10 protein-coding genes are annotated in these 11,679 nt (G+C 55.1%); 4 read left to right on the top strand and 6 right to left on the bottom strand.

Annotation, left to right across the window (positions count from 1 at the left end):
• Positions 1 to 4 precede the first annotated feature (4 nt).
• From ACA057_RS20145 to ACA057_RS20120, 6 genes are all read right to left on the bottom strand, one after another.
• Entirely contained in the window at positions 5 to 349 is a 345-nt protein-coding gene (locus ACA057_RS20145) for a DUF7957 family protein (protein ID WP_497341705.1), read from the bottom strand.
• Between the two features lie 41 nt (positions 350 to 390).
• The gene (locus ACA057_RS20140; RefSeq protein WP_497341703.1) at positions 391 to 969 is read right to left on the bottom strand and encodes a hypothetical protein; all 579 of its coding nucleotides are present in this window, start codon (positions 967 to 969) and stop codon (positions 391 to 393) included.
• A 59-nt stretch (positions 970 to 1,028) separates the two neighbouring features.
• Positions 1,029 to 1,292 carry a hypothetical protein gene (locus ACA057_RS20135; RefSeq protein ID WP_497341701.1) on the bottom strand — a complete coding sequence of 88 codons (264 nt, stop codon included), beginning with the start codon at positions 1,290 to 1,292 and terminating at the stop codon, positions 1,029 to 1,031.
• Positions 1,293 to 1,309: 17 nt separating this feature from the next.
• Complete coding sequence (locus tag ACA057_RS20130) at positions 1,310 to 1,765, bottom strand: hypothetical protein (protein ID WP_497341699.1); 456 nt, start codon at positions 1,763 to 1,765, stop codon at positions 1,310 to 1,312.
• Positions 1,766 to 1,983: 218 nt separating this feature from the next.
• Positions 1,984 to 2,298, bottom strand: a complete 315-nt coding sequence (locus tag ACA057_RS20125) for a hypothetical protein (RefSeq protein ID WP_497341697.1) — start codon at positions 2,296 to 2,298, stop codon at positions 1,984 to 1,986.
• A 9-nt stretch (positions 2,299 to 2,307) separates the two neighbouring features.
• The gene (locus tag ACA057_RS20120) at positions 2,308 to 3,774 is read right to left on the bottom strand and encodes a DUF6861 domain-containing protein (protein WP_497341695.1); all 1,467 of its coding nucleotides are present in this window, start codon (positions 3,772 to 3,774) and stop codon (positions 2,308 to 2,310) included.
• A 701-nt stretch (positions 3,775 to 4,475) separates the two neighbouring features.
• Here ACA057_RS20120 and ACA057_RS20115 point away from each other — a divergent pair.
• From ACA057_RS20115 to ACA057_RS20100, 4 genes are read left to right on the top strand one after another with little or no spacing between them, the layout of a single operon-like run.
• A complete protein-coding gene (locus ACA057_RS20115; RefSeq protein WP_497341693.1) occupies positions 4,476 to 6,329 on the top strand; it encodes a type VI secretion system Vgr family protein in 1,854 nt (617 codons plus the stop codon).
• Between the two features lie 12 nt (positions 6,330 to 6,341).
• Complete coding sequence (locus ACA057_RS20110) at positions 6,342 to 6,923, top strand: hypothetical protein (RefSeq protein ID WP_497341691.1); 582 nt, start codon at positions 6,342 to 6,344, stop codon at positions 6,921 to 6,923.
• Positions 6,924 to 6,957: 34 nt separating this feature from the next.
• Positions 6,958 to 7,425: a DcrB-related protein gene (locus ACA057_RS20105; protein WP_497341689.1), complete on the top strand. Its 468-nt coding sequence runs from the start codon at positions 6,958 to 6,960 to the stop codon at positions 7,423 to 7,425.
• A gap of 5 nt (positions 7,426 to 7,430) precedes the next feature.
• Positions 7,431 to 11,675 carry an RHS repeat-associated core domain-containing protein gene (locus tag ACA057_RS20100; protein WP_497341687.1) on the top strand — a complete coding sequence of 1,415 codons (4,245 nt, stop codon included), beginning with the start codon at positions 7,431 to 7,433 and terminating at the stop codon, positions 11,673 to 11,675.
• Positions 11,676 to 11,679 lie beyond the last annotated feature (4 nt).

The following is an 11,679-nucleotide window of genomic DNA, read 5'->3' as shown; positions in this document are numbered from 1 at the left end:
CGTCCTATTTTTCAAAAGCAGCAACGCTGACGGTGCCATTGTGCAAGTCGACCGAGTAGCTGAGGCCATTCCAGTTACCGGCAATCACCGCATTTTTGTCGCAGAAGAGGTTCATGTAGGGCTTGTCGACTTCCGTGCCATGGGGGCTTTCTTCGATTTGCCAGAGCAATTCACCGTGCATCGACAGTGCGAAGACGTTTCTATTGAAAATCACATCGGGCGCGGGCTCTACCAGAATCAAAAGCCTGTTGTTGTGTTGAAGGGCCTCTTTTACGGGGTGAGGCAGGTAAATGGGTTGACCGGCTATCCATAGGGTTCCGTTTTCAACACGATGCCACGTTTCGGTCATCTCTTTACCTCTAGCGATAATCCAGGGCAGTTATTGGAGTTTTAAGGAGGTGGTCCCTTCGAGCTCCAGCGTTTTGAGCGCGACGCGACGTAATCATCAAACATTTGAACCTGCTCTCTGGTCAAGTCACCGTCCCGATAATAATCAACGTGTTTTCTATTGCTAAGGAATCGTTCCGATTGTGGTCCATGAGTCAGCAGCGAAACGATGGCTGCACATTGCAAGAGCCAATAGATTTCAAACGAGGATTCAGTGCCTCGACAATAGCCAAGCTTTTCCCCTTGCTTGTACAAGTCAGCGGCCAGTTGGCTGGCTGTATCGCGGTTTATCGTCGTCTCTGATGTCAAACCGGCCGAGTCATTCGCTATGACGAATACCCGATAGCGCTGCAATAGGAGAGCATCCACAAGCGTCAGGTCCGGACAGGCGGGGGGCATTAGCGGGACAAATACCTCCGCTTCACGATTGATCGGTAGCCAGGACAGGTTCCTTTCCACTTGGGAAGGTGCCTTGACCAACTCGGTCAAGGGGACTTCATCAACAAACTGCTCGGTGGGGGTGGGAGGAAAACCAGTCTTTTGCCTGAAAAGAGCTTTCAAATGATGCAGTAGTTTTGTCATGGGAAAGCCTTCAGCGGTCCAATCAACGTTATTTATCCATATTTGCTTCTATCTGCATATTAAATAGCCGAGCCTCTGTTAGTTCCAGGCTTCTCAATGAGCAACTCGTCCAGTTCTCGGTGACGGCATTTCATAGCGAAATCCACTGCGGCATCAAGGTCGTTTTGAAAAAGTTCGAAGCTTGCGCGATCTATTTCGTAATATTCCTCGTAGTCAACCATGCCGTTGCTCACTGGTATCGACACGTAAAAGCGGCCTGTAGTCTCTTCGACTCCTAAAGAGAACATGTGTTTACGGCTTATGAACGCGTCACTGAATTTCATCGTGCTCCTGAATCGCGTTAATTTTTGCAATTGTTTGGTTCTAACGTGACTTCGGCAATGTTTTTTAAATCAGCGCTGCTGTATTGGTAAGTAATTCTGTTACCCAAAGCCAGAACCAGTAAATAAGCGGTTTGGCTGCACAGTGATTTGTTGATTTGTTGAGCAAGATAACTTTGATAATAAGCTTGCTCGCCGGGACGACCTTCGTACCCAGATAGCGTCAATTTGTAATGGATAGTTCGATCTGCGTACGTGATGTTGTCGATGCGTGTGGCTAAGTCCAGCATGATCGGTAGCTGTTGCTGCTGTTGATTAACAACCTCGGCGAGTATTTTTTCCGCATCCTCCGCGTATAGGGGCGTCGTGAACATCATTGCGGCGGTGAAGGCCAAAAGGCCATGGCGCAAACAGGACTGCTTCAAACTGATCTCTCCCTGATGTGGGGTTCGGCTGCAAAATTGACGGCCGCCCATGCTGACTGATCATCCGTGAGTAAGCGTTCGCTCAGCTGTCAGTCAAGCTTCAAACCGCTGTTCTTCTTCTCTTCCATCTGCGACTTGAGTCGACGCAGCGTCCCGTAGCGTAAGCGTCTTTTCTATCAGTAGTTCGCTACTCACACTGACGCCTTTCATCTGCCGTCTACCTGAATACGCACTTTCTGATTGCCGATCATTTTGCAAGGCCAGCTATTTTACTGTCTGACTTTTTTCATGATTTCTTCTATCATTTTAAGCGTGTCCGAGCCACGGCCATCGATAAGTTCAACATAAAAATTGCTGTAAGCATCCGAAAGCTCCCGATGCTTCCGAAGGTTTGACTCATCCATGATGCGATGGCCTGGTATATCTCTTGCTTCAACTTGGGTTTTGATTTCACCACGCTCAGCTGCGGATATCAAATATTCCATTTGTTCGTACAAAGTCAGCGCTGCCGGTTCTTTTTCTTTATAGAACTCAAGTTGTTTTCGCAATTCGATCGCGGTCTGTTTTAACGCTAGAATATCCATTGCTAATTCCTAGTTTGCGATTTCGCCAATAAGCTTTGCTGCAGACCACTCTTGCCGATTAGGCACTAGATACTGAGCCGCCTCTCCCGTTCTCGTGATTCTACCCCCAAATTCTACCGTTGGCGCGACCTTGCTAACGAAAACCTCAGTAGGCGCAAGTGGCTTAATTTCAAAAATAGAATATCTGGCATTTTCGCTGATGACCGGCAAACCGAGAGCATCTGCTAGCGTTTTATCTGACTTAGCTGCCGCCTGCAATTCTTCCATGGTAGTGAAAAATGGTGAGTAGTCGGAAATGCCTTTTTCACCCACCGGTACGATTTTCACAAGCGGCGTTGTTATGCTAGTGGTTACGGGTACCGTACTTCCTGACGCCACTTGGCTAAAGGCTCTCTCTAAGAGACTTGCAGAGGATGCATTAGGGTCTGCCAGTGCGAGTTTGGCGATGTATTTTTGCCCGTCTGCGCTCTGGAGATAATTATGGATTTCCTGGTTACTTAAGCCCTTTGGCTCAAATGTCTTCACCAACTTTCGTTTATTTTCGACGGAAACGAATTCAGTATCTTGCTTCGCGTAAAACTCGCGCATCTGATTTTCCCGCGCAAGCTTCTCAACTGACGTGACCCCCCTGATCTGTAGCTCCGGATGCTCCAAAAGTAGTTTTTCGTTTTTCGTGAGCCATACAGCTAACGGCTTGTTCGAAATCTCTGATCGAAGCTTGGCACTTCTCGTCGCGATGCTTTCCATGCCGCCAACAACACCCGCTTTCGCCTGGCCGCGTGTCAGGTAGGTGACAATGGCAGTCAGTAGCAGCAACACCAGTTGCTCCTGGCCACGGGCCAGTTGTCGCGCTGCGCGTTCGGTGCGTTCCTGGACCAGCGATGCAGAGCCGCCGCTGGGGTCCAGGCCCGCGGGCTTCACACCTTCTTCGGCGTGCCATGCAGTGGCAATGCCTTCCTGCAACGTGGAGAGGCAGGCGGGGAGGCCGTCGTAAAAATACTCAGCGATGGCCGACAAGCCCAGTCCCATAAGAATCAGGTTACCGACTTGCAGGCCGATACCGGCCCCGGCGGCAGCTCCCGGTGCTGCGCCAATCCCGAACGCAAAGGCCCCTGCCGCACCACCGGCGATAGTGCCAACCACAACGCTGCCACCCAGAATCATCGAAACTTCTTTGACCAATTGCAGCAGCACAGGAAGGATCTGCTCGATTTCGATCGAGGCCCACTTGCGCTTGAGGTCCATCTGGATGATCGGGTAGGAGAGGGCGAACGCTCGGTTCACCGCATCGATGCGGTGGCCGCCCATGTAGCCATAGGCTTGGCTCGCCCCATTGCCGACGCGACGGGTAAAGCCGTTCCAGTTGTCGTGAGCGCTCTGCAAGCCCTCGTTGACGCCCTGGTTCAGTTCGCTGAATTTCTGGTCGAGATTTCGTTCGACGTCAGCCCAGCTGGGCACGTTCGCTAAAAGATCCATTTACACATCACTGTCCTTGGGTGGAAGAAGCTTCCCTGTCGCTACGTTTGAGGTGTCGAATGCTCGACTCTATGCGTGAGCGAAAGTACTGGCCATTAGCCGCACTCTAGACTGCACTCCGTGTAATAAAATTCAATGTGGATCCCATTTTTATTATTCACGTTACACTCGGCAATGATGTCAATGAGGCACTAGTTGCTTTTTTAATGGCATCTGATTCCCCTTGCTCCTTGATATACAGGCGTTTCTGCCGCGCTTTATGGGCTCATAAATATTTTTCAAACTTTCCTGATGGGCGAATTCGTGTCTGGGGAGCGCTGTGCGATGCCTGGTCCGGGTTGACACAGTGCAGGGCGAAGGTGTTTCCTTTGCCGCTTTCGAAGCGCGGTTATGCCGCCGAAATTGTGACCGTTCTCTCATTTTTGCGTGGTTAGTGGCACTTTCACACTGCTGTGCGGTCGCAGTACCAGACTTTGAATCCCGGTATCAGAAATCTTCTACGGTTTCAAAAATATGACGGGGAAAAGTTTGTAGGCAGTTTCATACAAAGTTTCAGGTATTTGGGCCCCCAATCTCACGAGGTGGCGGGTTGTTGCCCTGATCCATGATAGTGCAATCGGGTTTCGACCCACTTGTCAGATTCGTTATGCGCAGTGGCTGGCGAGGACGGTAGCGTTTCCACTGCTTTCAAGGAGATACACATGTTGATGGACCTTGCCGCAATGCTTTCGCCGCAGAACCGGCGCCTGTTCAAATTCACGAACCTTGCCAATCCCGACCAGCAATTATTGCTTGAGTCCTTCAAGGGAACTGAAGGTCTGTCACGTGCCTACAACTTCGAATTGCTGCTGGTGTGCCAGGATTCGGAGGTCGAGCTCAAGTCGATGATGGGCCAGCACGTGGTGCTGGAGATCGAGCTAGCCGAGGCGGGGCCTCGATACTTGGCGGGTTACCTGACCCGCTTCGCCAGTATCGGCAGCGACGGCGGCATGGCCCGCTACACCGCGACGTTGAACCCTTGGTTCTCGATGCTGAAAAACCGTTTCGACACCCGCATCTTCCAGGGCTGCACTGTCGAAGACGTTGTCACTCAGGTGTTTGCCTTATGCACCGCGTTTTCCCGGCATGAATTCCGCCTGAGCAAGCCGCTCAAACGCTACACGTACATCACCCAATACCGCGAAACTGATTTCAACTTCGTCCAGCGCCTGCTGGAAGAAGAGGGGATGTTCTACTACTTCGAGCACACTGCCGAAGGCCACACCATGATCATCTGCGACGACTCCACCACGCTGGTGCCGTTGCCTGAGCAGCCACAGATTCGCTATCACACCGCTTCGGTCACCGAGACCGCGGACTCCATTACCCAATGGAGCGGCAACCGCCAATTGCAGTCCGGAAAAATCGCCGTCCAGACCTTCGATTACCGGCAGCCGAGCAATCGCTTGCCGGTCACCATGAAGAGCCTGAACAAGCAGGGCGACGTCGAAGATTTCGAGATCTACGACTTTCCCGGCCAGTACACCCACGGCACGTACGACGAAGGCGAGGCGCTGGTTCGGTTGCGCGTCGAAGCACTCGAATTGAAGGGCAAAAGCTTTCAAGGCGCGAGTAACTGCCGCGCGATGAAACCCGGCTACACCTTCGAACTGCTGCAGCATTACGACCACGATCAAGGCTCGCCCGACGATCGTCAGTTTCTATTGATGAGCGTCGAAAGCGAAGGCCACAACAACTACCTCAACGGGTACCCGGCGAGTTACTACAACACCTTCTCCTGCGTACGCAAAAAGATCGTATTCCGCCCCCAACTGACCACACCACGCCCGACCATTTCCGGCCCGCAAACTGCCATCGTCGTCGGCCCGCCGGGCGAGGAAATCTTCACCGACGAACTCGGCCGCGTCAAAGTGCAGTTTCACTGGGACCGCAAAGGCGAGCACAACGACAAGAGTTCGTGCTGGGTCCGCGTGGCTCAATCCGGAGCCAGCGGCGGCTTCGGCAGCATTCTCATTCCACGGGTCGGCGATGAAGTTGTCGTGGTCTTTCTGGACGGCAACCCCGACCGCCCACTGATCATGGGCAGCCTCTACAACAGCCAGAACACACCGCCGTGGTCGCTGCCGGCGAACAAGACGCAGAGCGGGTTTTTGACGCGGTCGATGAAGGGCGATGGCGGCACGGCGAACTTTTTCCGCTTTGAAGACAAGGCGGGGGCCGAGCAGGTCATCGTGCATGCCGAGCGCAACATGGACACCGAGATCGAGGTCGACGAGATCCATAGCGTTGGCAGCAATCGCACAATCACGGTCGGTGGCACGCACACCGAAACGATCAAGAAAGACACGGTGATGAATGTCCAGGAAGGTTCGCTGACGATTCAAGTCGACAACCAGTTCATTCAGGTCAACGCCAAGCAGCACATCATTCTTCAGGTGGGGGACAGCAGCATCACCCTCACGCCGGATGGCGTCGAGATCAAAGGCAAGACGATTGTCACGACCAGCACTGGCACTACCCAAATCACGGGCTCCGAGGTTCGGGTCAATGACTAGGGAATCGTGCCCATGACCAGAACCAGTATTTACGATCGTATTTCCGCCAAGCGTATTGCGCTGGAGGAAGCTGCGCGCCTTGAGCAGCAAAATGCGCCGATCGTTGAACAAGCGCCCGAGCCGGAACCCGTGCCTGTCGTTGCCCTGCAAAGCACGCCCAGCAGCTTCAATTTCGGTGGTTTCAATCTGGCTTTCCCTGCGGGTTTCAACTTCCGCGATATCCAGACGACCATCGAACAGAAAGGCGAGCCAATCATCTTGACGATCAAGCGTCGCGATGTGGCGCAGGGCCAGAATCTGGAAATGCTGTTCGAAGCGTCCGTGCAGATGTTTCGCACGATTTATCCCGAGTTGCGCATCATCCGTCAGCGCGAATACAGCGTGGCAGGCAATGCCGCCAAGTGCCTGGATTTCCACTTCAAGATCGGTCACGCCGAACGCCACGGACGTTTGGTGGGCGCCATTGTTCCTGTTGCCGGGAGTGACGAAGTGCAATGGCTGAATATTTCGTGCGTGATTGATCCGACCAAGCCGGCGCTGAGTCTTTGGCTGGTGGATTTCGACAGCATGCTTGAAGGCCTCGCGGCCCGCTGATACCTCATTTTTCGATTTCAGGAATTTACATCACATGGATTATGAATTGCAGGAAGGCAGCATCGCGTTGCCGCAGGGTTTTCAGGACCGAACGGTAAACATGTTTGTGCTGGGGGCGAGCGTTCCTGCGCCGTTAAGCATCACCATTTCCAGGGACATGCTGCTGCCCGCCGAGGCGCTCAAAGCCTACGTTGATCGTCAGGTGAAAATGCTTGCCTCCAAGCTGCGCGGCTACACCTTGCTAGGCAAGAAGGCGGTTGCGTTGTCGATCTCTGCGCCGATCGACGGCATCCAGATCGATGCGTATTACATGACCGATGGTCGACCGTTCTATCAGCGTCAAGCGGCATTTCTGATTGAGCCGGGTCGCGCGATTATTTTCTCCACCACAGCTCAGGCCGATTTCAGTAGCGAGCAAAACCAGAACTGGGTGGACCTGCTGGCCAGCTTCCAGCCTCGCCAGCCCGGCGCAACCAAGACCGACTCCAGCGAACAGGAGTAACGGCCATGTTTGAAGCCGCAAGGTTTGGCGATGAGATCGCCCACACCAGTGCGTTGGGCGGGTTTCTGATCGGTGCCGCGCTCGGTATTGCGCTGATCGCCACGGTTGCCATCGCGACGTTCACCTGTGGGTTTGGTGTGGCTTTGTTGGCGGGTCTTGCGGCAGGCGTCGGAGGTAGCCTGCTGACTGCCGCAGGGGAGGCGATAGGCAGTATGTTTTCATCGCCCTCCGGAACCATCGTCACCGCGTCGGACAACGTATTCATCAATAGCCGCAAGGCCGCCCATGTCGAAAAAAGCATTGGCGCCTGCGACAAGCATCCCGGTCCGGTGCAAGTCGCGGAGGGCTCGACCAACGTCTTCATCAATGGCACGGCGGCTGCGCGCAAGGGCGACAAGATCACCTGCGGTGCGAAGATTTCCAGCGGCTCGGGCGATGTTTACATTGGCGGTGGCACACACCGCTATCTGCCGGTAGACGACGAGATCCCCGGCTGGCTACGAACCACGGTCGATATCCTCATGGCAGTCGCCGGTGCGGCGGGCGGTATCGCTCAATTGATCAAGGCCGGGACACAGGCCGGCATGAAAGCCATCATGCCCTGCGTGTTGAAATTCACCGCCGGCTTCGTCGCGGGTGAGGTTGCCAGTCGCTACGTCGTAGGACCGGCTATCGAGCGTGCAGTCGGCGGTCTGGTCGGCAACCCTGTCGATGCCACCAGCGGCCGCAAGGTCATCCCTGACGAAACTGACTTCAGTCTCCCAGGCCTGATGCCCATCGACTGGTCACGCTTCTACGCCAGCGACCTGACCGTCGACAGTGTGCTCGGCAAGGGCTGGGTGCTGCTTTGGGAACAAAGTTTGCGCCGCAGTGGCAGCTTCGTTTACCTGACCGACAATCAAGGTCGCACGGTGCCCTTCGTAGACATCCAGCCCGGCGAGCGCATCTACAATCCGCACGAACAGGTCTATCTGGTCTGCACCGAAGGTGGCCACTACCTGCTGCAAACCCTCGACAACATCTTCTTCTACTTCGGCGAAGTATCGGACGATAACGTCCCCGTACCGCTGCAACGCATCGAAAACGCCCTCGGCCATTTCCTGCATTTCACCCACACGGTCGAAGGCACGCTCACTGACATCAGCGCCACCGGCGGCGTTCGTGTTCATCTACATTACGACAACCCGCTGGGTCGCCTGACCGATGTCAAACGTATCGTCGACAATCAGGCCGTCGAAACCCTGGTGCAGTATCGCTACGACGACAATGGCCAGCTCATCGAGGTGATCAATCGCAACAGTGATTCGGTCCGGCGCTTCAGCTACGTCGACGGCGTCATGGCCAGCCACAGCAACGCTCTGGGTCTGACGTGTAATTACCGCTGGGAAACCATCGGTGAGCAGTCCCGCGTGGTGGAACACTGGACCAGCGATGGCGAACATTTCCATTTCCGCTACGACGTGAAGGCCCGCACCACTTGGGTCACCGATGTGCTCGGGCGCGAAGCTGAAATTCACTACAACGACGATCATCGCGTCATCGCCAGTCGCGACTTCGGTGGCGAGCACTACGTCATCGACATCGACGACAACGGCAACATGACCGGTCTGACGCTGCCAGACGGCAATACAGTCGAGCTCAAGTACGACGACTACGCGCGACTGGTCGAAGAAACCGATCCGCTCGGGCGCAAGATCAAGTACCAGTATCACCACCTGACCACGCTGGTCACGCAGGTCGATTATCCCGACGGCAGCACCTGGAAAGCCCGCTACGACGCTAAGGGCAACCTCATCGCCGAAGTCGATGCGTTGGGCAACAAAACCGAATACCTCAACAGCGATGACGGCTTGCCGCACACCGTAATCGACGCCACCCAAAAGTCCAAATACCTGTGGTGGAACACCCTGGCCCAGGTCGAACGCTTCCAGGATTGCTCGGGCAAAAACACCCATTACCGCTTCGACGAGCGCCATCACCTGATCGCCGTCACCGATGCCCTGAACCAGACCACCACCCTGGAACGCAAACCCGACGGCGAAGTGCTGCGTATTCAGCACCCGGACGGCAGCGCCGAGTCGTTTACCTACAACGCCCTCGGCCAAGTCCTGACGCACACCGACGGCAAAGGCCAGACGACGCGCCTGCTGCGCACCGCTCGCGGCCTGCCGAGCAGCCGCCAGGACGCCAAAGGCCAGCGCATCCGCTACGAATATGACCAGGCTATTCGCCTGACCGCGCTGGTCAATGAAAACAACGCCGCCTACCAGTTTGCCTACGACGCGTCCGACCGCCTGATCGAAGAAAAACGCATCGACAACCTGACCCGTCGATTCAGCTACAACACCGGCGGGCACCTGACGCGGGTCGACGAAATCGGCTACGGCGAGCGCGCCGAACGGCCACAACGCCACACCGAATTCGAGCGCGACACCATCGGCCGGCTGTTGGCCAAACTCAACGCCGATGCGCGTCAGGATTACACCTACGACGACGGCGATCGCTTGCTGTCCATCGAACGCCTGCCCACCGCTCACGGCAAAAAACTCGGCGTCAGCGAAGAGAAACTCGACTTCACCTACGACCTGCTGGGCCGCCTGATCAAAGAGACCACGCCGCAAGGCGCCTTGTCTTACGACTACGATCCGCTGAGCAACCTGACCACGCTGACCCTGCCCACCGGCCAGCACCTGAATCACCTGTATTACGGCAGCGGCCACCTGCACCAGCTCAACCTCGACGGCCAGCTCATCAGCGACCTGGAACGCGACGACCTGCACCGCGAAGTCCTGCGCACCCAAGGCCAGCTCACCAGCTGCTTCGGCTACGACGCCATGGGCCGCAAGGCCTGGCAGTTCGCCTCGACCCTGCCGGCGGAAAAACTCTCGCAACTGCACAACCCCGGCATCCAGCCCGACCTGCTGGTGGAGCACGCCCACAACCCGATCCACCGCCGTCACCACTACGACCCGGCCGGCGAACTGACCCGCACCCTCGACAAGTTGCGCGGCGAGATCAAGTACGACTACGAAGCCAACGGCCAATTGCACAGCCGCGACACCGGTAAGTTGGTGGACAGTGAAGAGTTCCGCTACGACGCGGCGGCGAACCGGTTGAACTTCAACACCAGCCAGTTCGATCACGTCAAAGACAACCGGCTCAAGCAGTGGCGGGATCAGGAATACACCTACGATGCGTGGGGCAACCTGATTGAAAAGCGCAGTGGCATGAGCAAGCTGCAGACATTCAGTTATGACGGTGAGAATCGGCTGGTTAAGGCTGAGACGTTGGTCAACGGCAAGCTGGAAAGTACCGGCGTTTATCGTTACGACAGCCTGGGGCGTCGTGTGGCCAAGGTGTCAGCGGTCAACGGCGTCACCGAACAGAAGAATTTCCTGTGGCAAGGCTTGCGCATGTTGCGCGAGGAAAGTCCGGGGCAGAGCAGCCTCTACGTTTACGAGCCGGGTAGTTATGCGCCGTTGGCGCGGGTGGATCAGGCCGAGGGCGGGGAACAGAAGCTCTATTACTTCCACACCGACCAGATTGGTACGCCGCTGGAGATGACTGACCGGGAAGGGCAAATCGTCTGGCAGGCGACGTACAAGGCGTGGGGTTCGCTAGAAAAGCTGGAAGTGAACGAAGTCGAGCAGAATCTGCGGTTTCAGGGGCAGTATTTCGACGATGAGACAGGACTGCACTACAACACGTTTCGGTATTACGATCCGGAGGTGGGGCGGTTTGTTACGCAGGATCCGATTGGGTTGATGGGTGGGTTTAACCTTTACCGGTATGCACCTAACTCGACAGGATGGATAGACCCTTATGGGTTGACCGGGTTCTTCGCGCCGTCTACATATATGGCTCCATCTGGTAGTGTCCACACTGTTTATCAGCAAGCTATCGATTGGGACTTGCCGGTTAATACTCGGGGTGGCGTCAGAACTAACCTAGATTTAGCCTCTGAGGGGAGAAGTCCGTTTGTAGTTAAAAACGGAAGCTACTCACAACTTAATTTGCACCATTCAAAACAAGATGGCTTAGGCTCTCTTTTTGAATTATCCGCTGACACGCATCAGAAATTTGGTAAAACTAATGCGCTCCATCCTCATTTGCCTGGTCAGCACCCGATTAATCCTGTGGATAGAGATCTATTTAATGGAGATCGGGAGGCGTATTGGAAAGGGCGTGCGCAGTCGGAAGTAAAAAATAGAAACTCTGGAGGCTCTAAAGTCTCTATGAATTGTGGGTGAAAAA

The organism is Pseudomonas sp. LBUM1661 (assembly GCF_059695925.1).
The sequence above is the reverse complement of the archived record's forward strand: the minus strand, read 5'-3'. Positions and strand labels throughout refer to the sequence as shown.

Excerpts from the sequence above, each read along its gene's own strand:
- ACA057_RS20125 (WP_497341697.1), bottom strand. The coding sequence starts at position 2,298 with ATGGATATTCTAGCGTTAAAACAGACCGCGATCGAATTGCGAAAACAA.
- ACA057_RS20115 (WP_497341693.1), top strand. The coding sequence starts at position 4,476 with ATGTTGATGGACCTTGCCGCAATGCTTTCGCCGCAGAACCGGCGCCTG.
- ACA057_RS20140 (WP_497341703.1), bottom strand. The coding sequence starts at position 969 with ATGACAAAACTACTGCATCATTTGAAAGCTCTTTTCAGGCAAAAGACT.
- ACA057_RS20135 (WP_497341701.1), bottom strand. The coding sequence starts at position 1,292 with ATGAAATTCAGTGACGCGTTCATAAGCCGTAAACACATGTTCTCTTTA.
- ACA057_RS20105 (WP_497341689.1), top strand. The coding sequence starts at position 6,958 with ATGGATTATGAATTGCAGGAAGGCAGCATCGCGTTGCCGCAGGGTTTT.
- ACA057_RS20100 (WP_497341687.1), top strand. The coding sequence starts at position 7,431 with ATGTTTGAAGCCGCAAGGTTTGGCGATGAGATCGCCCACACCAGTGCG.
- ACA057_RS20120 (WP_497341695.1), bottom strand. The coding sequence starts at position 3,774 with ATGGATCTTTTAGCGAACGTGCCCAGCTGGGCTGACGTCGAACGAAAT.
- ACA057_RS20130 (WP_497341699.1), bottom strand. The coding sequence starts at position 1,765 with ATGGGCGGCCGTCAATTTTGCAGCCGAACCCCACATCAGGGAGAGATC.
- ACA057_RS20110 (WP_497341691.1), top strand. The coding sequence starts at position 6,342 with ATGACCAGAACCAGTATTTACGATCGTATTTCCGCCAAGCGTATTGCG.
- ACA057_RS20145 (WP_497341705.1), bottom strand. The coding sequence starts at position 349 with ATGACCGAAACGTGGCATCGTGTTGAAAACGGAACCCTATGGATAGCC.